Source organism: Paenibacillus sp. J31R109 (assembly GCF_059692055.1).
The window spans coordinates 795,782-819,322 of the sequence record NZ_JCAUAR010000001.1 but is presented as its reverse complement, the minus strand read 5'-3'; the positions used below and the strand labels follow the sequence as shown (position 1 = coordinate 819,322).

22 protein-coding genes and 1 riboswitch are annotated in these 23,541 nt (G+C 43.4%); of the genes, 5 read left to right on the top strand and 17 right to left on the bottom strand.

The features are described from left to right. Window positions 1-6: 6 nt before the first annotated feature. From AC58QT_RS03775 to AC58QT_RS03760, 4 genes are all read right to left on the bottom strand, one after another. Window positions 7-1,329, bottom strand: a complete 1,323-nt coding sequence (locus AC58QT_RS03775; protein ID WP_497407734.1) for an ABC transporter substrate-binding protein — start codon at window positions 1,327-1,329, stop codon at window positions 7-9. Between the two features lie 148 nt (window positions 1,330-1,477). Next, window positions 1,478-2,254 carry a response regulator gene (locus AC58QT_RS03770; protein ID WP_497407733.1) on the bottom strand — a complete coding sequence of 259 codons (777 nt, stop codon included), beginning with the start codon at window positions 2,252-2,254 and terminating at the stop codon, window positions 1,478-1,480. 5 nt (window positions 2,255-2,259) lie between these two features. Further along, window positions 2,260-4,026 carry a cache domain-containing sensor histidine kinase gene (locus tag AC58QT_RS03765; protein WP_497407732.1) on the bottom strand — a complete coding sequence of 589 codons (1,767 nt, stop codon included), beginning with the start codon at window positions 4,024-4,026 and terminating at the stop codon, window positions 2,260-2,262. 242 nt (window positions 4,027-4,268) lie between these two features. Continuing rightward, on the bottom strand, window positions 4,269-4,853 hold the full coding sequence (locus AC58QT_RS03760) for a TetR/AcrR family transcriptional regulator (RefSeq protein ID WP_497407731.1): 585 nt from the start codon (window positions 4,851-4,853) through the stop codon (window positions 4,269-4,271). Window positions 4,854-5,014: 161 nt separating this feature from the next. On the opposite strand from AC58QT_RS03760, the gene AC58QT_RS03755 reads away from it, so the two are divergent. The 3 genes from AC58QT_RS03755 to AC58QT_RS03745 all read left to right on the top strand — a co-directional run bounded on the left by AC58QT_RS03755 (window position 5,015) and on the right by AC58QT_RS03745 (window position 9,421). Next, window positions 5,015-5,695: an NAD(P)H-dependent oxidoreductase gene (locus tag AC58QT_RS03755; RefSeq protein WP_497286256.1), complete on the top strand. Its 681-nt coding sequence runs from the start codon at window positions 5,015-5,017 to the stop codon at window positions 5,693-5,695. Window positions 5,696-6,189: 494 nt separating this feature from the next. Further along, window positions 6,190-8,382: a catalase/peroxidase HPI gene (gene katG, locus AC58QT_RS03750; protein WP_497407730.1), complete on the top strand. Its 2,193-nt coding sequence runs from the start codon at window positions 6,190-6,192 to the stop codon at window positions 8,380-8,382. Window positions 8,383-8,617: 235 nt separating this feature from the next. Then, window positions 8,618-9,421: a hypothetical protein gene (locus tag AC58QT_RS03745; RefSeq protein WP_497407729.1), complete on the top strand. Its 804-nt coding sequence runs from the start codon at window positions 8,618-8,620 to the stop codon at window positions 9,419-9,421. Window positions 9,422-9,450: 29 nt separating this feature from the next. Here the strand turns inward: AC58QT_RS03745 and AC58QT_RS03740 are convergent, their stop codons facing one another. The 8 genes from AC58QT_RS03740 to AC58QT_RS03705 form a co-directional block, all read right to left on the bottom strand. After that, window positions 9,451-9,906, bottom strand: coding sequence for a DinB family protein (locus AC58QT_RS03740; protein ID WP_497407728.1), 456 nt, complete (start codon window positions 9,904-9,906; stop codon window positions 9,451-9,453). Between the two features lie 123 nt (window positions 9,907-10,029). After that, complete coding sequence (locus AC58QT_RS03735; RefSeq protein WP_497407727.1) at window positions 10,030-10,365, bottom strand: DUF1801 domain-containing protein; 336 nt, start codon at window positions 10,363-10,365, stop codon at window positions 10,030-10,032. 75 nt (window positions 10,366-10,440) lie between these two features. Beyond that, entirely contained in the window at window positions 10,441-12,192 is a 1,752-nt protein-coding gene (locus AC58QT_RS03730) for a glycoside hydrolase family 3 protein (protein ID WP_497407726.1), read from the bottom strand. Window positions 12,193-12,333: 141 nt separating this feature from the next. Beyond that, on the bottom strand, window positions 12,334-13,203 hold the full coding sequence (locus AC58QT_RS03725; protein WP_497407725.1) for an aminoglycoside phosphotransferase family protein: 870 nt from the start codon (window positions 13,201-13,203) through the stop codon (window positions 12,334-12,336). Between the two features lie 151 nt (window positions 13,204-13,354). After that, on the bottom strand, window positions 13,355-13,657 hold the full coding sequence (locus AC58QT_RS03720; protein ID WP_497407724.1) for a hypothetical protein: 303 nt from the start codon (window positions 13,655-13,657) through the stop codon (window positions 13,355-13,357). A 149-nt stretch (window positions 13,658-13,806) separates the two neighbouring features. Beyond that, window positions 13,807-14,172: a hypothetical protein gene (locus tag AC58QT_RS03715; RefSeq protein ID WP_497407723.1), complete on the bottom strand. Its 366-nt coding sequence runs from the start codon at window positions 14,170-14,172 to the stop codon at window positions 13,807-13,809. Between the two features lie 111 nt (window positions 14,173-14,283). Beyond that, window positions 14,284-15,261, bottom strand: coding sequence for a BadF/BadG/BcrA/BcrD ATPase family protein (locus tag AC58QT_RS03710; protein ID WP_497407722.1), 978 nt, complete (start codon window positions 15,259-15,261; stop codon window positions 14,284-14,286). 90 nt (window positions 15,262-15,351) lie between these two features. After that, window positions 15,352-16,347: a MerR family transcriptional regulator gene (locus tag AC58QT_RS03705; RefSeq protein ID WP_497407721.1), complete on the bottom strand. Its 996-nt coding sequence runs from the start codon at window positions 16,345-16,347 to the stop codon at window positions 15,352-15,354. A 109-nt stretch (window positions 16,348-16,456) separates the two neighbouring features. Here AC58QT_RS03705 and AC58QT_RS03700 point away from each other — a divergent pair, with 109 nt between their 5' ends. Next, complete coding sequence (locus tag AC58QT_RS03700) at window positions 16,457-17,746, top strand: amidohydrolase (RefSeq protein WP_497407720.1); 1,290 nt, start codon at window positions 16,457-16,459, stop codon at window positions 17,744-17,746. A 66-nt stretch (window positions 17,747-17,812) separates the two neighbouring features. On the opposite strand, the gene AC58QT_RS03695 is transcribed toward AC58QT_RS03700, so the two are convergent. Then, on the bottom strand, window positions 17,813-18,412 hold the full coding sequence (locus AC58QT_RS03695; protein ID WP_497407719.1) for a DJ-1/PfpI family protein: 600 nt from the start codon (window positions 18,410-18,412) through the stop codon (window positions 17,813-17,815). A gap of 64 nt (window positions 18,413-18,476) precedes the next feature. Then, window positions 18,477-18,556, bottom strand: a riboswitch (ZMP/ZTP riboswitch). Between the two features lie 40 nt (window positions 18,557-18,596). Then, window positions 18,597-18,797, bottom strand: coding sequence for a Spo0E family sporulation regulatory protein-aspartic acid phosphatase (locus tag AC58QT_RS03690; RefSeq protein WP_497407718.1), 201 nt, complete (start codon window positions 18,795-18,797; stop codon window positions 18,597-18,599). Window positions 18,798-19,073: 276 nt separating this feature from the next. Between AC58QT_RS03690 and AC58QT_RS03685 the strand changes: the two genes are divergently transcribed. Further along, the gene (locus AC58QT_RS03685; RefSeq protein ID WP_497407717.1) at window positions 19,074-20,114 is read left to right on the top strand and encodes an S-layer homology domain-containing protein; all 1,041 of its coding nucleotides are present in this window, start codon (window positions 19,074-19,076) and stop codon (window positions 20,112-20,114) included. Window positions 20,115-20,202: 88 nt separating this feature from the next. Here AC58QT_RS03685 and AC58QT_RS03680 read toward each other — a convergent pair whose 3' ends face one another. The 3 genes from AC58QT_RS03680 to selD are packed head-to-tail and all read right to left on the bottom strand — an operon-like array spanning window position 20,203 to window position 23,513. Further along, window positions 20,203-21,360: a cysteine desulfurase family protein gene (locus AC58QT_RS03680; RefSeq protein WP_497407716.1), complete on the bottom strand. Its 1,158-nt coding sequence runs from the start codon at window positions 21,358-21,360 to the stop codon at window positions 20,203-20,205. 30 nt (window positions 21,361-21,390) lie between these two features. Further along, window positions 21,391-22,434 carry a tRNA 2-selenouridine(34) synthase MnmH gene (gene mnmH / locus AC58QT_RS03675; protein WP_497407715.1) on the bottom strand — a complete coding sequence of 348 codons (1,044 nt, stop codon included), beginning with the start codon at window positions 22,432-22,434 and terminating at the stop codon, window positions 21,391-21,393. Window positions 22,435-22,463: 29 nt separating this feature from the next. Next, a complete protein-coding gene (selD, locus tag AC58QT_RS03670) occupies window positions 22,464-23,513 on the bottom strand; it encodes a selenide, water dikinase SelD (protein ID WP_497407714.1) in 1,050 nt (349 codons plus the stop codon). Window positions 23,514-23,541: the final 28 nt, after the last annotated feature.

Here is a 23,541-nt window from a genome sequence, read left to right as displayed (position 1 = left end):
CTGGTGCTATTTTTTATTTTGGGCCATAAACTCATCATGACGTTTAGCTAACGTATCAAGTGTCGTTTTCGTATCTTGTTTACCTAAGAAGAACTTCTCGTATTCTTCTCTGCGAAGATCGATGACTTGCTGCGGAAGATCACGGTTGTACGTATCAAATTGACCGAATACAACTTTGTTCAGAGAATCCATATCATACGTATTTGCTGCATCGCCAAGGAGAAGTTTCGTCGCTTCAGCCACATTCGCATCCTTCGAAGCTGGAATCCGTCCACCGGAAGCCATTGGCAGCATACCGCCATCCGCATACCATTTCAAGAATTTCCAAGCTGCTTCTTGATTTTTGCTTTTCGCTGAGATGGAGATAAAGTCTCCAAGTCCGCCGCGCATTTTGAAGTTTGCTTCGTCTTTGGTCACCTTCGGAACAGGTGCAAATGCGATTTTGAAGTTACGCGGATTTGTTTTCAAATCATTGGAGCTCCGGAAAATCCACTCCCCTGCATTCAACATGCCGGCATCGCCTTTAAGAAACACATTTTCAACTGGCATTTTTGTTGTCAATTGCTCACCAAGCGGTGGTGTCGCTTTGCCGTCTTTCATCATACTGTTCAGCGTATCAAGCCATGTGCCAACTAGCGGATTATTAAAGTCAGATTTGCCATCTGCTTTGACATACTTTGTTGCCGCAATCGCCCCGTCCATCGCATCAGGGAACACTTCCGTCGTTTGGACCAAACCATAACGCTTGTCCGTTTTAAGCTTCATGCTGTAATCCTTCAGATCCGACCATGTCCAGTCAAAAGGAACCTTCAAGCCTGCTTGATCCAAGGCATCTTTGTTCAACCACATGAAGAAAATGTTGCGTTTCGTCGGAACACCATAATACTTGCTGTTGATTTTCCAATCTGCAGCTTGAGGACCCATCTTCGTGTCAATGTTATAATCACTTTTCGCGGAGAGATCCAGTGCAACGCCGTTATCAATCCGTTTCTTAAGCGCCGAAGTCGTGTAGTTCACATAGAGATCAACTTCTTGCCCGGAGATGAGCGCCGTATCCAACTTCAAATTCCCTGCATCGTCATTGACATAACGCTCATATTTGACTTGAATATCCGGGTTCGCTTTATTCCATGCCTCGATCACCGCTTGTGGGCCATTCTCTGCCGGAACGCCTCCCCAGAAGCTCAGTGTGACAGGTCCCGTCGCTTGCTTCGGTGCAGCGGATGTGCTACTTTCATTACTTGTTCCGGAGCCGGTGCTGCAGCCTGCAATCATACTTGCCGCTAATGTGAGAGAAAGCACGGAAAGGGAAACTTTCTTTTTACTCATTGGTGTTGACCTCCTAGTGGTTACGTAATTGATTTACGAATCTAACTATATCAGGCGCACACCTTGTCGATAATGAACAAAATCCAGTAGTAGATAGACCATTCTCTTGCATTTTTTCGGAGTTACATAGAACGAATTCCATCATCCGTTATAAGCCTTCCTGCTGCTGTTTCCGGTAGCTCTGTGGTGTCATTTCGCAAAAGCGCCGAAAAATTTTAATAAAGTAATTATCATTCATAAATCCTACCCGCTCCCCGATTTCGCTTACCGTCATTTTCGTCGTTGCAAGCAGCTTTCTTGCATGCTCAATCCGAATTCGATGTAAATAATGAACAAAATTATCACCGGTTTTCTTTTTAAACAACTGGGAAACATACTTCTCATCGAGTGCGACATAGCTAGCCAGCCATTGCAAAGAGATTTCCTCCTGATAGTGATTATGCAGATAATGCAGGATTTTGTTCAATTCGGGATGATCTGATTTGGCTTCAGGTAAAGAAGATGGCACATGTTCCATCACTTTAACCCCTGCTGGCTTGTCCGACATCCGTTCGAGTTCCACACGTACCTTTTCAAGTGCTTCATACAACGATTGAACCTTCATGGATAGTTTTAAAATATAATTAGAAGCTCCGTACTCCATCGCTTGCCGTACATATTCAAAATCGCTCATACACGAAAGCATAATGAATCTTGTATCATTTCCTTCATCTCTCACTGTTTTAAGCAATTCCACGCCATTCATGACTGGCATGATGATGTCCGAAATGACCACATGCGGCTTGTTTGCACGAATAAAGGCAAGTGCCTCTTCCCCATCACCTGCCTCGCCAACGACCGTGAATCCTATTTTTCCCCAATCAATAATGGTCCGAACCGACTCTCTTACGAACACTTCATCCTCGACCAATAGTACCGTCCACATCCCGGTCACTCCTTCTTATACGGTTCCGATAACAACAGAGGCAGATAGAATTCCACGCGTGTGCCTTGTGTCAAGCTTACGATCGTCAAATCCGCTTTCTGTTTGAACAACAAACCTAATCTCGTTTTCAAATTGTGAAGTCCAATCCCTTTTCTCTTTCTTGAGGGGTTTGAAATCGCATGCATAGCAGCCGCATCGATGCCTATCCCATTATCATCAACCTGTACAAATAGCCTATCATGCCTGTTGAAAATGCGAATACAGATCTCTCCCGTGCCCTTGGCTAGGTTAAATCCATGTTGAATACTGTTCTCAACCAGTGGCTGTAAGCTGAGCTTGGGAACCAAAGCATACGCAAGGGATTCATCCACCTCATAATAGAGCGTGAAGCTTTGTTTATATCGGAAATTTTGAATGAGCATATAAGAATTGACCAATTCAATCTCCTCTTTGAGATGAATGAGCTCGACTTCCGAGTTCAAGCTTGCCTCTAAAAGCATACCTAAGCTCGTGCAAATGTCCGTGATTTCATCATCCCCTTTACGCAGCGCAATCCATTTAATCGTATTGAGCGTGTTGAGTAGAAAATGGGGGTTTGTTTGGGAAAGCAGCATTTGAAAATGAACAGACTCCTTCTGCCGCTCCTCCGATCGCAGTCGTTGAATGAGATCTTTCATATCGCCAACCATCCGGTTAAACGTATTGGTCAATTCACGAATCTCAACACTGTGGAACCGATTGTTCGGCAAACGGACCTTCAAATTATTGTGAACCATCTCTCTCATTTTGACTTGAATCTGTTTTAATGGCTTCGTAACTCGGGACGTGATAAAAAAAGTAATGCCAATAAAGGCTAACGTCATGAGAATCAAGCTAAAAAAGAACGATTGCTGCAGTCGGTCGCTTTCAGCAAACACGAACGATTTGGGCACTTGCTTAATTAAATACCACTTCAGCATAGGAATATAATAATAATTAATAATGTAATCGTGGTTTGTTACATATCCGTTCTCGGAAGAAGAATGAAACATGTTTTGAATTTCATCCGCATCCATTTGACTTTGGGCATTTTGGAAGACAAGTTGGCCAAGCTCATCTAGTAAGAGATATTGGTTGGATTGGCCTGACGATGCCGCGGTATTCTTCATTAAATCGATATAGTCGATACTCCCCTTCACCACCGCATACACCGAGCCGTCACTCCGCTTAAACGTTGTCGACACACTAAGCAGCATGGAGTTGGAGGACTCATCCCTATGCATAAAATTTTTCTCTAGAGACCACACGAACTTTTCCTGCGAAGATTTCGTTTTCTCGAACCATTCCTGTCCGGTAAAGAGTGGATAGCTTAGGGTTTGCAAAGGCTTGTACGAGGTATAATAATGGCCTTTCATATCCAAAACTGTGTAATAAACAGGCGATCTGTTTAGAAACAACGTATTCGTTATCGCTTTGAATTTATATTCAACCGTATTTTGTGCATCATAAGCATCGTAATTTACAGGATTTTGCAGGATGGACACGATATTCGGGTCTTGTTCCAGCAAAGTAAAGGTTAAGTAAGAGCTTTTCATCATTTCTTCAAACGATTTTTTTACCCGCAAGAGATCTTCCTGACTTTGTTCGGTTACTTTATCTCGCATAAGTGATTCCATCTTCTTGAAGTTATACACATTAAGGATTGAAAAGGGCAGTAAAATCAAACAAATAAATGCCATGAACAATTTATTTTTAATCGTGGCCGGATACCAGAACAATCGGTCATGTTTCATATACACACTCCTAGCGTGAGCTTGACATAGCTGTCCTATCTTACTTTAACAAGGAATCTCTCCCACTTCCATTAACAGAATCCAGTTCTTCGATAGAACAAAAGTAAGATTATGTACGCATAGTTTACATATAGGGCAAATTTCCCAAAGGATATTCATTTCAATAGGTTTATCTATTATTGTTGGAATTATTTGAAAATAAAAAAAGCCCATGCGATGGGCTTACGTGTATGTAATCTCTTCTACTCCTTTAACAAATTGATTTCCGTCACTATAAAAGGTAAGGCTTTATTTATGTATCGTTCTGCTGAAAGTGAACTATTATTTTCCCAATCCACAGATGCTCCGTAAATTCCCCAGCTCAACACCGTCGTACCAATTTTTAAGGCTTCCGAATCCAAGTTTGGTTGTTGTTTTAAAAATAGGGTATAAAACAATTCACCCAGTTCTTTTTTTATTTTTTGTTCAATGATGGAATAAAAGGATTCCAAACTTCTTCTACATTGTGAGCTATATTCCGTACGCTTTTTTATATGAAACGAAGTTAATGTAAAAAAGATGTTTACAATAGTCTCTTCATTTAACTTCTCGTAATGCTTCAAATGTTTCACAATACTTTCTACTATTTCTTCGGTAAGAGAAGCATCCATTAATTCGTATTTATCTTGAAAATGCGAATAAAAAGTAGCACGATTTACGGTTGCTTCCTCCGTGATGTCGTTTATTGTAATGGATTTGAACTCTTTTTTTTGAGCTAATGTATGAAACGCATCCATTAACAATTTTCTTGTCCGTATAATGCGTGGATCTACTTTCATCTCATCCATATGTTTCCTCACTTTTCTATGCTTAGGCAACAATTTAATTTGTTTGTTGTTTAGGCAATAAAACACCAATACTGATGATTGAGAACAACTGAATTCTATCTTAGAATCAATCGAGTAGACAACATGATCCACAACAACTAAGAAGAAGGAAGTGTTTGAATATGACACAACGAGTGATAAATAGACAAGAAATTCTTGATGCGTTTCATTTTAGACGTGCAATAAAAAGCTTTGATCCAACCAAAAAAATCTCTGAAGAAGACTTTAATGTCATCTTAGAAGCAGCTCGACTTTCACCAAGCTCCTGTGGCATTGAACCCTGGAAATTTCTCGTTGTCCAAAATGAGGACTTTAGAGAAAAGTTAAAAGAGATTTCTCCTGGTGCACAAGGTCATCTGCCAACTGCTAGCCATTTCGTTATCATTCTTTCAAGAACTAGCAAGGATACAAGGTATGACTCCGATTATGTAAAAAATCACTGGGTTAATGTTTGGGGTGTCCCAGATGAAAAATCTGACCAAATCATAGAGGGTATAAGAAATTTCCAAGTAAACCAACAAAATTTGTTTGAAACTGAGCAAAAAGCGTTGGATTGGGCTAAAAGACAAACCTTCCTTCCTTTTGCCAATATGATGACTGTAGGAGCGTTACTAGGAATTGACTCTTGTCCAATTGAAGGATTTTATATCGATAAGGTAGAAAAGCTCCTTGCGGAAGAAAACTTACTAGAGGATGGTCACCTCGCTGTTTCAGCTATGGTTGCATTTGGATACCGCGCAAATGAGCCTGTATTCCCTAGAGGAAGAAAAGATATGAATGATGTCGTGCAATGGATTAATTAACCCTATTAATTAAATATACGAACAAAACGAAAGCCCTGAGGGACAGCTTCCCTTAAGGCTTTTGTGCTTTATTATTTACTTACCCTTTTTTCTACTTTTACCATGATTCGGTTTATTATCTTCTTGATCCTTAGCGTGATTTTCTCGTTGTTTATCGTGTGTTGTCATGACATTAGTCCCACCCATCTGAGTAATTGAAAACATAAATATTGTACTCATCTAAGGGATATTGTACGCAACCACTTTGTACCAAATCAATTAGTAGATCTCATCAAGTAACAAATATGGTTCCATTTCTACATCAAAAACGATTAGTTAAATTATAAGGAATTCATTTTGGGCTATAGCAATATAATTAGGAGAGACAACCATTAGGAATAGATACATGGCTTTAATTTATATAAAAAGTCGTTGATTTTTTCCTGGATTGTATTATATATTAATTATAATAATTATTATTTAAAAATTAATTTAATTTGATTGGAGAGGTAGAAATGAACCCAATGGACACTGCTAACTCTGGAAAATGCCCGTTCTCTCATGGAAATGGAAGCGCTACGAGTCACAAATCTAGTGGCACGACGAATAAAAACTGGTGGCCTAATCAATTGAATTTGAACATCCTCCATCAACATGACCGCAAATCCAATCCTCTTGGCGACGATTTCAATTATGCCGAGGAGTTCGAGAAACTAGACTACCCCGCGCTTAAACAAGATCTTCGTGAACTCATGACGAACAGCCAAGATTGGTGGCCAGCTGACTTCGGACATTATGGTCCCTTCTTTATTCGAATGGCTTGGCACTCCGCAGGTACATATCGGACAGGTGATGGGCGCGGAGGTGCTGGAACTGGCACACAGCGTTTTGCTCCACTGAATAGCTGGCCTGACAACGGCAACCTAGATAAAGCTCGTAGACTCCTCTGGCCGATTAAGCAGAAGTATGGCAACAAAATCTCTTGGGCCGACTTGTTCATTCTAACTGGCAATGTGGCTATTGAATCGATGGGCGGTAAAACGTTTGGTTTCGGCGGCGGTCGTGCAGATGTGTGGCATCCCGAAGAAGATATTTACTGGGGTGTAGAAACCGAGTGGCTGGGAGATAAGCGTTATACTGGCGATCGTGAGCTTGAGAATCCCCTCGCTGCCGTTCAAATGGGACTTATCTATGTAAATCCAGAAGGACCGAACGGTAAGCCCGATCCGCTTGCTAGTGCTCGCGATATCCGCGATACCTTCAAACGGATGGGCATGAACGATGAAGAAACCGTTGCCCTCGTTGCTGGCGGACACACATTCGGTAAAGCGCACGGCGCAGGAGATGCCGCGCATGTAGGTGCAGAGCCGGAAGCAGCTGCTATTGAAGCTTTAGGCTTAGGTTGGATCAGTACACATGGCTCTGGCAAAGGCCGGGATACCATCACTAGCGGTATTGAAGGTGCTTGGACAGCGAATCCAACACAATGGGATAATGGTTTCTTCGAACTTCTATTCGGATATGAATGGACACTAACGAAGAGCCCTGCTGGCGCTCATCAGTGGACACCAATCAATCCTGCTGAGGAACATCTCGCTCCTGATGCTGAAGATCCTTCCATTCGTGTGAAGACAATCATGACTACCGCAGATATGGCCTTGCGTGTCGATCCAGCTTACGAGAAAATCTCCCGTCGTTATTATGAGAATCCAGACGAATTTGCAGATGCGTTTGCTCGTGCATGGTTTAAGCTCACCCACCGGGATATGGGGCCTCTTGCCAGATATTTAGGACCGGAAGTTCCTGAAGAAGTTCTGATCTGGCAAGACGCTGTACCGACAGTGACCTACACATTGACAGAGGCAGATGTTGAAGATATCAAAGCTAAGATTCTAACATCTGGACTTACTGTCAGTGAACTCGTATCTACAGCTTGGGCCTCAGCCAGTACCTTCCGTGGGACGGACATGCGCGGCGGCGCCAATGGCGCTCGCATTCGACTTACCCCACAAAGCGACTGGGAAGTCAATCAACCAGATCAACTGACCAGAGTGCTTACCATTCTTGAAGGTATTCAAGAAGACCTAGATGTTGCAATCAGCATCGCTGATTTGATCGTACTTGGCGGCAGCGCCGCGGTGGAAAAAGCGGCACGTGACGCAGGCTTTCAAGTAACGGTTCCTTTTACTCCTGGACGCGGTGATGCAACCGAAGAACAAACCGATGCTGAAAGTTTCGCTGTTCTGGAGCCAATCGCTGATGGTTTCCGCAACTATCAGAAGAAGCAATATCGTGTAAGCTCCGCGGAGCTTCTCGTTGATAAGGCACACCTGCTTAACTTGACTGCACCGGAAATGACAGCACTTGTTGGCGGTATGCGTGTACTAGGAACGAACTTCGGCGGCACCAAACATGGCGTATTCACCGATCGTGTAGGGACACTTACCAATGACTTCTTCGTAAACTTGCTCGATATGGGCATACACTGGAACCCGATTGGTGATGATGTATTTGAAGGACGCGATCGCAAGACCGGTAAAGTCGTTCGTTCTGCAACGACAGTTGATCTCGTCTTCGGTTCAAATTCCGTTCTGCGCGCCGTTGCTGAAGTTTATGCGCAAGACGATAATAAAGAAAAGTTCGTGCGTGACTTCGTAGCTAGCTGGGTCAAGGTCATGAATGCCGATCGATTTGACTTGAAATCATAACGTAATCTTATGCTTGTAAAGGGAAAGAGCCGTATATCACATGATATACGGTTTTTTCCTTCTTTCTTCAACTAGTACCTGCACATAGCTTCTGCTTTTCTCCTTAAGTAATTTGCTTGTCGTTTACTATCGTCAAATATTACGGATATACTTATATAACCAATACATGATATTGTTGGAATAAACACAGAAAAAAACGCCACGTAAACTACTTCATTCAAAAAGGAATGACAATGTGAACAATTCGAAAGTATCGCAACTGTTACTAGCCAAATTCAATCGTTATCACTTTCTACTTATTGCTACCTCGATACTGCTTGTTTCTTTACTTAGTTATTATCACAACGATTCTAAATTTCCTCGCAATTATCACTATGAAAAACAGAAAGCTTCCAATGGTGTCCTATTGCATACCATTCGAACAACCCCTGATAATATTCGACTTCAGGCCATTGATACAAATGTCACCAAAACATCCTATTATGGTATTAACGGGGGATTCTTCTGGGAAGGGGCTCTGTTAAGCATTGCGGTTATGAACGATCAACCGCTGCAAGGTTTGCCTGGTGATTACGGTTCTGGCTGGTACAACACAGGCATTGACACGAACTTAAAACGCGGAACACTCGTATGGGATGACATCACTCAACACTTCTCCATTCAAGTTGTCACGCATGCTGGAGAGTTGACTGTGACAGATAAACACCACTACTGGGCTCAGGGGGGTGTCAGTATGCGGCTTAACGATAGCACCCGTTGGGAGAATGACATGATTTTAGAGGAAATGCCAGCCTATGACGAACGTCGTATGCGTACGGCAATTGTCTATGATCATCTGGAGAACATGTATATGATAGTTACTCCTACATCCTGTACGATAGCAGAGTTCCGAACAGCTATTCTAGAAACGTTAGGCCATCGGAAATTAGTTGACGGCATCTATTTGGACGGAGATGGTTCCTCCCAAATGCAGTGTCGCTATATCCGGTTGCATGGAGATCAACGTCAAGTCTACCAAATGCTAACCCTAGTCCAGTAATATAACTCCTGGTTAATCTCAATCTCCTGTTAGATCCTCGCGAACGTGATGTAATCGACTTGCGCAGGCTCTGCAGATGCGATCCGAAGTGCCTGATTGATCTGTCCCCGATGATATTGACCATGCAAGATGACCTGCAACAGGATATCTCGAACGGAAGTTCGGAACGGAACCCCACTCATGTTCGTATAGTCGACCATTTCGTCCAACTCGGACTCCTCGAGTGCTTCGATATAGACGCGATATTGCTCAGCGTTTTCTTCGAACATCGTCCTGATCACGATCAGATCTTCCGCTTCCTCCCACAACGAATAGTGCGCATTGCCTTTGATCTGCAAGCGGGACAGCCAGACTCGTTCTGCGACAGCGACGTGCCGAACCAGCTTCAAAATGTCTTTATTCGTCGTATCACTTTCCTCGAGCGCGTCCAAGATGCGTCTGTTCGCCCAATACAGGTGGTTCATCATACCTTTTATCGTCTTCATTTTAATTTCCCCCTATTCTTCTCATCGTTGTTCTAACTCTACAAAAACTGTACGGACAAGAAGCAGCTCCCCGCCGTGGGGAGCTGTTCCTTTCTTATCTCACTAATTTATGTACGCTCGAATTTATAACGTATTGGATGCTTGCTCCAGAAGCCCAGACAACGTGAGGAGATCTGGCGTGCTCCCTTCCTTTAATTTAATCCACTTTCGTTCAGCTGGACCTTCAAATTCTTTCGGAAAATCAATGCCGTTTGCATTCATGATCATAAAGGCAATTGCATCTTTAGAGGGCGAAATAACCGCTGCGTAATGTCCATTCTTCAGAAAGTGTGGTTTCTTGTACTGAATACGTTCTACGGCCTCCGGAATCGTCTCATGAACCAAGTTGCGCAAAGTCAAACTGATATCTGCTTGCCATTTCGGCAAATTTTCTATGTAGGCAGTAACTTCCGGATTCATACTTCAGATCACTCCAATTGGTATTATTTTACTTACGCTAAAAGTATACTGTTGCTTGTACTTGCAGTCAACGCTTTAGTATCGCGTATCCCGCACGCCACAAAACGCATCTACAGGACTAACACCTTTGAAAGTTGAGTCACCCATGATCTTCGATATCGTTTGTCTGATGATGTTCTGGGTTGACTCATAAGCGTTAATGTACGTTTTCACCATGGGGACATCGTACAAATGGAAAGGATTGTGCAGCGAAACAAATACGGTCGGCATCGAGCTGACATACCAAGGAATTTCTGGCCCCATGGGAGAAAGCCACTTAATCCTGGCGTAGTTCTCTTGGGCAAATTGCTGAACATTTGCAAATAAGATTACCGCATCGTACGAGTTGATGAAATCCGTTACTTTTTGCCGTTTGAAGAGCTGTACAGCAACTGGCTCGCCAGGTCTCTCCCGTTTAATACGTTCTGCTTCAGCTAAAGGAGACTCATAAAGGGTAACCTCGAAACCTACCCGCTTAAGCTCTTCAGATACTAACGTTCGCACCCCCGCCTGCTTAAGTCCAAAAAACATCATCTCGTCCCCCAGCATATATACCATAATACGCGGATGCGTTTCTGGCCGAATCGGCAAGTCGGGGCGAGTCTGCTTCACCAGCGTAATCGAGCGATCGGCCACTTCTTCGGCAATAGCCAAGTGTTCACTGCAGCCAATTCGGCTTAAACCTGACTTCGGAGGGATCAGCGTCCCCTCCTGCTGCTTGCGATGCAGCCCGATTGAAGCCTTGAGCCCAAGTATGCGACGCAGGGCGTCATGCAGACGCTGTTCCGTAATGACACCGTTCTTATAACCGTCCATCATGAACTGGTAATCCTCTTCTGGATCATTAAAGAACAAGAACATATCGCAGCCCGCCGCAATCGCCTGAGGCAGAATGTCGGAGCGTTCCATCGCGGAAGTCAAACCAATCATTCGTGAGGCATCAGTGAGTACCAACCCGTTAAACCCGAGCTGTTCCCGTAAAAGGCCTGTCACGAGTTCCGGTGACAGCGTGGCCGGAAGTAGATCTTCCTCCGCCAAATTCGCGTTAAGCCGCATAGAATATGAAGGCAGCTTGATATGTCCAACCATGACGCTTTGCACACCTGCTTCAATCATTCCTTTGTATACTTTGCCAAAGGTTTGGTCCCACTCCTCGCATGACAGCGTATTGACACTGGTCAGCAAATGATGGTCTCGTTCGTCAACCCCGTCACCGGGGAAGTGCTTCATCGCCGCAGCGAAACCGCTTTCACAAATACCTTTGAAATAGGCTTTTGACATGTCCAGCACATCATCTGGATGATCCGCAAAGCAGCGTGTCATCGTGACAGGGTTGCGCCAATTATAGTTAATGTCGACCACCGGAGCAAACGTCCAGTTACAGCCGACCGCTGCACCTTCAACCCCACTTACATACCCCATCTGGTAGGCATAATTCGGATCTCTGGTTGCCCCGATCTGCACATGCGAACCGATCAACGTTCCATCTGTGCAAGCACCATTACCTCCTGATTCCATGTTTGCTGCAATTAGGAGAGGAATTTTACTATGTTGATGCAAATATTTATTCTGCTCATAGATCTTTTCCGATGTATTCGGATTGTAGCGTACGCCTCCGATATGGTATTTATCTAACATCTCCTGCAAATATTCCACATCATGACGATACCCTAAATTAATAAAAAGTTGTCCAATTTTTTCGTTCAGACTCATAGAGACAATCGTTTGTTCTACCCACTGAATGTCTTCATCCTTCAAATAAAACGGTGCCGTCTTTAAATTCAACATACTACGCATCCTCCCCAGTGGTTTAGAGTTAACGTTACAATAGTCACTATATAAATTCTATTCATATGATCCTAATCCCTTGTTGTTGCAAAATAGGACAAAAAGAGAGCAGCCACTTAGCCTGCTCCCTCCTATCGCGTATCATTCTGACAGTACAAGGTCCAGCCAACATTTCGCCTCACGGTATAGAACTGGATTGTTTTCAGGTGTGTAATATGCCAGGATTGCCACTGCCTGTGATAAGACCCATCCACGGGCTCTAGCCCACGTAGCGTCGTCCGTCGGTAGATATTTGCGGAACTCATCACGAGCCTCGGGTGAGTGTAACTTCCATGCAACCATGACATCGCATGCGGGATCACCAATGCCCATTTCACCCCAATCGATCACCCCGGTGATGCGCTTATTTCGAACGAGCCAGTTCCGCACGTCAAGGTCGCCATGATGCCAAACTGGCGCGCCGTCCCACGGAGGTGCAGCTAGCGCTGACTCCCACACATCCGTAATGGCAGAATGGCCATCGAAACGCTCCAGCCAGGGTCGGAACTCCTTATCCCGTTGAGCCAAATGAATACCACGCCCCTTGGGCCCACCTGAGGGATCAAGTTGTTGCAGCGCTGAAATGAACATCGCTAGATCACGCGCAGCCTGAAGCGCGTCAATCTGCGCTATCGGCACCGACTCGCCTTCAACCCACGAATGTATTTCCCAAAACCACGGATATTCAAGACTCGGATGTCCTTCAGCGATAGGTACAGGGGTTTCAAGCGGTACCATTGGCGAGAGCTTGGACAGCCATACAAATTCACGACTGCTAGGTGTCGTTGGCCCCATGCGACGTGCAAGCCGAACGGCATATTGTTCACCTAATCTGAAGATGGCATTCACTGTGCCAGCCGGCTCGACTCGTCTCAAGGTAAGCTCTGCCCAGTGAGGGAACTGCGCGGCAAGCAGTCGGCGTACGAGTGCCTCATTAATTTCCATTTCGTCGACGTGCATTTTTACACCCATTAGCGGAACCCCCGTTTGCTATCAACATACACTTGTTTCATCTATCCTTATTTATTTGTTCCATGGACAGATCTTAACATCCCCTATTACAAGGTATCAAATAAATATAGCTTTGAGTTAATAATACTCATTTATAATTAAACTATCCAAGTCAAGTCAGCTTGAATCTGTGCAGATGATCGGTCAAATGTTCTCTCTTTAAGATTTCAATTTGCTTGTTCCCTATCAGATCATAATGTGGATATTCATCACGAAGATGTATGTATGCTGGATTTAAACCATTTGCTAAGCACCATTTCTTTAATCGTTCTAAGTCACAGCAGCCTACTTTTGTAATCGTTTTTACCCCTGGAAAGCGAGGTTCTACCCAATAATGCGTCAAAAAGGCAATTTCTCCTTGTAAACATTTGCGTTTCCATTCATTCAGTTCAAGTCTGGAAATTCCGAAAGCCATCTCATCACTCTCCTATTCCGTGCCCAGGCTCCTTTTATTATGCAATAGTATGAAACTTTTCCTATGAAAAACATACACTGGCAAACAAAAAAACGCGATAAGCGATGGACGTTGGCCTACATCCTTGCCGCGTTCTAGGTTATCTTCCTTTAGATTCTCCGGAAACCACTAGGCAGCCGACCACTGTCGCGAATAGCACGAATCTGTCTCAGTGTCAGGAATTTGTCAGTCGAGATCAGTGAATTTGCATCGTTGCCGCTAATGATATTATCGAAATCGCTGACGTTCCTTACTCCGTGAAAGACTTTAAACGTCCCCCTGAATCTAGTTAGGCTAAAGAGTACGAGCGTTGCACCCGGATTCGTGGAGAAAAATCGAAGGCTCTCCATTCCTCCTAATGGTATGTCGAAGTTAGGGATACCGATGTTGCCGCTCAAAATGGCATTGCCTCCCTGGAAATACTTCTCACTGTAAACGGTCAAGCGGGGGTAGGTGACTTTTGCATGGACTGGCATTGGCGTTCAACCTCCTTTCACTGTCTACGATATGTGGACAAGCCAAGGAATGTTTGTACGTATGTCAGTGATACTAAAATCCGGGCGTTCTGCCTCGTTCATAAATGCCATTTAATAGCTCTGTGAACGAGGATGTTGACTGAGATTATATAAAATCTCCTGATCTATCGGTATGTTCAGTTGCTTTAACGCGAGTAACACTGCGCCAGCTACTGGTGAGAATGAAGGTTGAATAAGCTTATATGTCTTGTTATTACCCTGACTCAATTGCGAGGCGAGTCTTAGTTGGAAATAATCACTATGAACAACACTACCTACGAAAGAAACACTGACTTCTGCATCGGAGAAGTATGCTGCGAGCATTTCGACCCCCGTAATTATCTGATGGATTGCACGGTCGCAAACGAGTGTAGCCAATTGACTATTTTGAAGCGCCGCCTTAGTAATTAAAGGGGCCATTTGACCAAATTTTTTATTACGTTCTCGTTGATCTATAATAAATCCCTGCTTTGCTAGTTGAGATAACGCTTTGACAGTGGTCAAATCCCAAAATTGTAAGATCTCAATAATCAAATCATGATCACTATCATCGATGTTACCCGAAAGAATTTCGAAAGTGGCGTCATAAGCTAGGAATCGAGCAGCACTAGCTGCATAGTGATGCAGATCATAATTCCTGATCTGCTCTCCTTCCTCATTTATCGCATAAATAATTGACCCTGTTCCCGCGATTACAATAATGCCCGGTTCTGTAAGAAGTGCTCCACTATGAGCTACTACCGCATCATTGACGTGTTGTTTCAAGCAATTTAATCCCTCTACTGCTGTCAAAGGTAGTACCCACTCTAGATCCGCTTTAGAATCATAACCAGCAATTCCTGCCGTCAACGCTTGCACATGTGTCACATTTCTTCCAGCTTGAGCTAATGCCTTTTCGATAGCTTGTTGCACATTTTCCCTTGCTTGCAAATCCTTATGTATGGAAGAAGCCCCATTCTCTATGTAGGATAGAACGTTTCCTGCGAGATCTACGGCCATTACCCTCGTATGGGTGCCGCCTCCATCAATACCAATAACAATCTCTTTCATTTCCTGTACGATGATCGATCACTCCTCATGCAAAGTGGATGATATGATGACAGATATAACAAACATTAACGCTAGGTGAAGGTTTACAGCTTATCGAATTGGTACAGCTAGGATGATATGCAGCAATTCATTCATTTTAAAATGCTTGGTGATGTAGCCATTCGATTCAAATACATCAATGAGTTCTAAAAGCGGAATATAATCCTCACCCTTCTCACCTACTGCGCCTTCCTTACTGTCCGTCATTAAGTCAGCGATACAGATTCGACCATGTGGTTTCAATACTCTACGCATTTCTTTAATAGCCAGCCGCTTTTGATCATCCGTAAGGTGATGAAAGGCAAAACTCGAAACGACAAAATCAAATTTTCCGTCCAGGTAGGGCAACGCTAGGAAATTGCCAAGCTTGGTTTCCATCTCTGGAAATTTGCGTTGACATTCCTTTAACATCTCAATGGACTGGTCGACTCCCGCCATTACTACGCCTTCAACAATCAGACGGCTGGCTAGATTCCCAGTTCCTGTCCCGATATCAAGTCCCCGTTCCCCACGAACAGGTGACACCCACTTCACGATGAGGCGCAGCGCTTCCTCGTAATCTTTATATTTCCGTTGGTTTTCTTGCACTAACTGATCGTGTTCGCTCGCCAAATGATCAAACCCCCATTTGTCCTCCCATGTCCGCTGTTCCCTCAACCTTCTTGAACCTTCCGCGAGCGTATAGATGTCATCCAACTGAAGTACTTGATTATTCTTGAGGCTCTCAATCATGTCGTCTGTCGTTTCAATAATCTGTTTCATTTCGATCCACTTGGAAAACATCACCGACCTTTGGAGTTCCAAAAAATATTGCAATTGATTGTATCCCTGAACTTCAATATCCGACAGTACCTTCTGGATATCGCTAACCACCATCCCAGACTCCCGTAAGGCAATGATCGTCTGTAAGCGCCAGATGTCTTCTTCGTCAAACACGCGGTAGTGGTTGTCATTTTGCTTGGAAGGCGCGATGAGGCCTTTTTCTTCGTAAAAACGAATGGCCCTTTGTGATATTTTCAATCTGTCTGAAACCTCTTTTATTTTCATCAGGAACCACCTTTAATTTACATGACATGTATATGATCACCAATCACATATCATCTTGACCTTCACTTTACGTCAGGGTTTAGAATAAAACAAGACAAAGGAGGCTGTCATGATGAAAAAATTAATCAAGGGCGCGACTATCCTAACAATGGCAAGCAAAGAACCATTTGTAGGGGACTTACTCATTGACGGAGATCATATTTCGGACATTCAAACTGTCATTACTACTGAAGTCGATGAAGTGATTTTCGCCGAAGGAAAGGCAGCGTTACCTGGGCTTATTAACGCTCACCAACATACGCCAATGAGCTTATTGAGAGGATTTTCTGACGATCTCAAGCTTATGGACTGGTTAAACAAAAAAATGCTGCCCGCTGAAGCCCGAATGACACCTGAGGACATTTACTGGGGCGCAAAACTCGCTATGGCCGAAATGATCAAATCGGGTACCACGGCTTTTGCCGACATGTATATTCACATGAATGAGATCGCAGCTGCGATCGAAGAAGTCGGCATGCGGGCTTCACTAACTCGCGGGTTGGTCTTCCTTGAAAATGACGGAGGTCGCCGAATGTCAGAGGCGCTTGATCTCATCCGTCGCTGGAGCGGTAAAGCCGAGGGCCGCATCACCACAATGATAGGTCCCCACTCTCCTTACACGGTTCCTCCCCAGCCCTTTACAGAGATAATCGCCCTTGCTGAGCAGGAGAACATTGCCATACACACGCATCTTGCGGAAACCAAAGAAGAAGTCATGAAGATTCGGGAAAAGTATAACCAAACGCCAACCGAATATTTATATCACCTCGGTATGTTTGAAAAAGCTCATGTGCTTTTGGCTCACAGCGTTCATGTTAATCGCCGCGACATAGGGTATTTAAAAGGTATGCGAGGTGGCGTGTCGCATAATCCGGTAAGCAACCTCAAACTTGGATGTGGTATTGCACCCATTATGGAGATGATGGAACAAGGAATTCCTGTAGGACTTGGAACAGACGGAGCTGGCAGCGCCGCAACGTTAGATATGTTTGCGGAAATAAGAGCGGCAACTTGGTTGCAAAAACTGGATTACGGTGACCCCACGAAACTTCCCGCTTTTGATGTCCTTCGCATGGCGACGGTTGGAAGTGCACAACTGATGAATATCGGGAATGAAGTTGGCACTCTGGAAATCGGAAAAAAAGCGGATATGATTCTGATCGATTTGAGAAAACCCCATCTACAGCCGATCCATAATATTCATTCGCTGCTCGCCTATTGCGCTAACGGATCGGATGTAGACACAACCATCGTAAACGGTAAGGTGTTGATGAAAGATCGCCAACTGCTGACGATCGACGAAGATGAGTTGTTCAAGCAAGTATCCATACGATCGAAACGTATCGTCGACGGTATCTGATCACCACTTCCTACAAACGCGGGTATATCTGCTCGCGTTTATTATCCGAATACAATGATTTGCATGTTATTCGTATGGCATAAAAATCGCGGATAATTCGCCAGGCCTATAGTAAGGATAGTCCATCATGATTTGGACCTTTTTCGCCACATCCGCATTCGATAATGATTCAATGAGGTACAAACCTAAATCAATAGAAGCTGAAACACCGCCACCTGTAAAAATATCCCCATCCCGTACAATACGGGCTTTAACTACCTCTGAACAATAGGGGGTCAACAATTCGTAAGCAGATGGGTTCGTTGTCGCCTTTTTTCCATGTAAGAATCCTGCAGCTCCTAAAAGCAATGCCCCTGTACAGACAGATACTTTGTACTGTACATCGCTCGCGCTTCGGATCCATGCAACAAATTCCGTATCATATCTTAAGTCTCTAGTGGACATTCCTCCCGGAATAAATATTAAATCGTATCCGGATAAGTCTGGGCTAACATGCTTTATTTTTATAGTCATACCTCGATCGTCCGTAATCTCTTCTTTGTTTGCACAGAGATCCCATGTTAATCCTTCTTTGACTTTTAGAATTCTTAACCAAGATACCGCTTCGTAAAACCCAACAAAATCTAAGGTAGTCATCTTATCAAACAGAATATAAGCTATTTTCAATTCGCAACACCTGCCCTTTTTTCATAGTTAGTAGAAATAAAAAAAGTATCTGATCCAAGATCAAATACTTTGCCCAGGCGAACGGCGTATGACATATGTGCTTCCTCGTGGTACTCCACGTTTTCGCCAGTCGCACATATGATTACAGTAATACTATTTTCAATTGCGTGCAATATTATATTTTTTAATAGGCAGCTGCTTTCTTCTCATATTGCTCGATGACACGTACGGAATCCATTTTCAGTTTCTGATATAAAGAGATGTATCGATCTAACTCGTGGCTAATTGCAATAACACTTTCATTCGTAAGACTACTTTGTACGATTGCTTCTTGAACCATTTGAAGTCGCATTGTTTCGATTTTTTCTAAGAGGAATTGCTCCATTTATGTATCTCCAATCCTGTTCAATAAGTCGACTAGGATATTATAAAACAGATAAAAACAAAAGGTTGTTACTATTTGTCGAAATTCTAAAATAATATTTCAACAAAATATCCACCTCTTGATTTTATGTTTCAAACAAAAAGCTCTCTTACTTGCGCATCCAACAAATCAAAAGTTACTTCTTTAAAAGTAGGTGCAACCTTTTCATTACCCTATCCGTTTATGATTCTGAAAGCCCAGAAATACAAACAAATCCCACTATGAGGTGAACCAGAAATGAAAAAAACGATCAAAACTCTTACACTAACAGCAGCAACAGCATTGCTCTCACTTACTTTAATTGGTCAAAGCTTTGCGGCATCCGCTACCTTTACTGACTTGGATAACGTTGCGACAAAAGATAAAATTATCTCGCTACAACAAGCTGGCATCGTCTCAGGTATCACTACTGACCTATTTGCTCCTCTAGAAAAGCTTTCAACTGCTCAAGCCGTTCAGCTGTATGTGAATGCTCTTGGTCTTAATCTAGACCTCATCCGTTTCGTGAAAGAGCCAAAGGCAACTGACTATTTTGCCAATGCTTCTAACGATGCTTGGTACGCAAATGCGTTCATTGTTGCTGCAGCCAACAGTGTGGAACTTCCTAAAGATCTAGATCCGAATAAGAAAATCACACGTGAAGAATTCACACATCAGCTTGTACGTGCAATTGAAATTAGCAAAGGTCTTCCTCTAATTAACCCGGTTTTGGAAGATATCAAAGATACAGACCAACTGAATGTAGAGTATTCGGGGTCTATCCAACGTGCCCTTAAATACGGGATTATCAAACTGAATGCTGAAGGTAATTTTAATCCTAAAAATGAGATTACACGTGCAGATGCGGCAGAGGAAATTTTCAATGCACTAGCTTATTTGAAGGCACATCCAACTCCAATTGTATCCGCAGACCCTATTACTGCAACACAAAGCGTTGAGCTAATCAAAGGTGCTCTAGGTGAGCTTGGTACCGATATTCAAATTAAAATTGATCCTGATGCCAAAGTGACGCGCGAATCGTTCACGTACATGCTCATTCATACGCTTCAAACCAGCGAGAAACTGCCGTTAATTAAAATATCACCTGTCGAAATAAAAGATAATGATAAGATGGATATCTTACATGTTGGTGCTATCCAAACAGCACTTGCTTTAGATATTGTTGAATTAAATGCGGACGGTGCTTTTAATCCACAAGATGGTATCACGCTGACAGAAGCGACTGACATTGTGAAGAATGCAACGAAAGCTGTAGAAAGTTTCAACAAAAGTAAATAATTAAGGTCATTAACTAATTGTTTCAGAACATAAAAAGCAGACCCTATTCTCAGCGAATCGGTCTGCTTTTTTCCGTGTATTTCACGTTTTATCGTGCGCGTTCTACGATCAAAGCACAAGCACGCTCTATCTCCTCCATCGTTGTATAACGCCCTACGGAGAATCGTACTGTACCCGCCGCAACCTCCGGCGTCAATTTCATAGCTTTTAAGACCGGTGACATCGCACTACTTCCTGTATGGCAAGCCGACCCTGTCGTAGCCGCAATTTCGGGAATCTGAGCTAAGATCTCTTGCCCAATCCTATCTATAAAACTGACGTTTAACGTATTGGGCAATCGTTGATCGGGGTGTCCATTCCTTCTGATTCGAGACTGAAATGCCTCCGATAATCGTTCCCACATCAGATTCGTTAAGGCCAACGTATCCACGATATTCTCCCTGCCGTAGGCAAGCTCAATCGCTTTTCCTAGACCTACAATGTATGGCACGTTCTCAGTACCTGCCCTTCGGCCCGACTCGTGACTCGCACCGTGATTGTGAGGCGTGACAGCGGTTCCTTCTTTAATGATTAAAGCTCCTACCCCCTTGGGAGCATACAGCTTATGCCCAGCAAGAGTCATTAAATCAACTCCCATGTCATGCCAGTTCACATCTATTTTCCCTATTGATTGTGCAGCATCCGTATGGAGAAGAACCCCATGGCGTTTTGTGATTTCAGCGATTTTCTGAATGGATTGAACAGTTCCCGTTTCATTATTTGCATGCATGATAGAAACCAGAATCGTCTCCTCGGTTATCGCTGCCTGAAGTTGTTCCAAATCTACTATCCCATACGCATCCACATCTAAATAGGTCACTCTCGCCCCTAAAGATTCGAGAAAAGCACACGGCTGTAGCACAGATGGATGCTCAATTTGCGTTGTAATAATATGATTGCCACGATGCTTATTGGCAAAATAAACACCTTTAATGGCATGATTATTCGACTCGCTGCCACCACTCGTAAATACAACTTCATTGGGATGACATCCGATACTAACGGCAATACGATGTCTAGCAAGATGAATGGCTTCTTCAAGTTTCTCGGACGCCCAATGAGAAGACGATGGATTACCGAAGTGTCCGCATACATACGGAAGCATTTCCTCAATTACAGCTGGATCGATCGGAGTACTTGCATTATAGTCGAGATAAATACGCGATTTTGCATCTTTATTTTGTTCACGGTGCTCACTTTTCTTCATTTTGTGCACTCCCCATGTACGCGTATTCAATTATGTAAGATCAAGCTGAATATAGGCTTTAACAGCATGAACAGCTTCATCCAGATTATGGACATTCAAGGGATGTATGTCTTGTATGTCTCGCTCATATTTGTTCATTGCGTGTTCATATCGCGGATCATAATAATGAGTTAAGAGCAGATCAACAGCTTTATCAAAATAATCGCTTTGCAACGCCATTTCAATTTCCTTCGCGATCGGAGTGTGGATTCGGTCTTTAATATGTTGATACGCTTCCAGCAACGGTTCTTTATTTTCCCAAGGACGGTAATCCTCGATAATATGTCGAACACGTTCATGAATCGGCATTTGAATGTACAAGTGTGTACCGGTTTCCTTTTTATTAAAAAGGATATCTGGCATTACCGCCTTGCCAATACGTTTACTTTCACCTTCTATGAGAAGATAAGGAGAATCCTTTAGTTTCATGTAATCTGTTACAAATTGAGCTTCAAAAGTCTTCTGATTGTTTGCTTGGAGTCCCACATGTCCAAATATAGATCCACGATGCCCCGCATAGGCTTCTAGGTCCAGAACTGGATACCCTTCCGACTGTAGACGCCTTAGAATGGCTGATTTACCTGCTCCGGTATTCCCAGAAATCACATATACACGTGGTTTGAACTCCATCTTCTCAAGCGTATCTACAACCCATCTACGATAGGAACGAAATCCCCCTGTCAACCGATATGTACGTATGCCCATTAATGAAAGTACTGTAGCTGACGAATGACTCCGCATGCCGCCGCGCCAACAGAATACAGCTTTAGGCTCTTTGATGGCTTCGAACGTTTTGACAAATGCCGGGAGCTTAGCAGACATGATCTCTAATCCCCGATCTTTAGCTGCTTGTACACTAACTTGTTTATAAATGGTACCTATTTCTGCTCGTTCGTTATCATCAAAAAATGGAATATTGATACTACCAGGAATTGTGGCATCCTGAAACTCAGAAGGCGAACGTACATCGATCATAACCAATTTCTTCTGATCATTGAGCGCCAAAAGCTCATCTATGCTGATGTCTTGAAACAATAATCTCGCTCCTTAAAAGATTTCGTAATTTAAATAACAACGATACGACCAATATGTTCTTCTGTTGTTTCTCCAATTAAGCTTGCTTCCACACCAGCAAGCTTCAATTTACTCAGTAAGTCCTCTGCTTGATCACCAGCTACAGCGATCAGCAGCCCTCCCGACGTGACAGCATCACACAATATCCATTGGCCGATTTGATCCAAGGTATCAGGGAATGTAACGTCTTTCTGAACATGAGCGAAATTATTTTTCGTGCCGCCAGGAACAAACCCTTCTTCAGCCAATTCCCTAACTCGTGGCAATAGAGGTACATCATTAGCAGTAATACGTATGCCGATTTGACTGCCTTTGGCCATCTCAAGTGAGTGCCCGATCAACCCGAATCCCGTCACATCTGTACAAGCATGTACGTCAAATGGCTCCATAGTCTCTGCTGCTGTTTTGTTCAACGTAGCCATAACCTGTGTGACACGAGCAACCTCTTCTTCATCTAACCGATCTTTCTTAATCGAAGTTGTTAATATGCCCACACCAATCGGTTTCGTTAAAATCAATTTATCCCCTAGACGTGCTCCTGCATTGGTGCGTATCTTCTGTGGATGGACTAATCCTGTTACAGCTAGACCGAATTTAGGTTCGTTATCTTCAATCGAATGTCCGCCAACAAGCGTGATGCCAGCTTCCTTCATTTTATCGCCAGCACCTCGTAATATATCAGCCAACACTTCTTTATCCAGTGTACGTATCGGAAAAGCAACGATATTTAATGCCGTTAATGGTCTGCCACCCATGGCATAAATGTCACTTATCGCATTCGCAGCGGCTACTTGTCCGAACGAGTATGGATCATCAACAATCGGCGTGAAAAAATCTACGGTTTGTACGAGCGCAAGATCTTCACTTAATTGGTAGACCCCCGCATCATCACTTGTGTCGATACCAACAAGCAGATTAGGATTTGGCAGAGCTGGAGGTAATTTTTTAATAACTTCTGAGAGATCTGCAGGACCAATTTTGCAGCCACAGCCACCCTTGGTTGAATAGGAGGTTAGTTTAATTTTATCTGTAGTCGACATGATCTTCTTCCTTCCTTTGCTCAGCAGA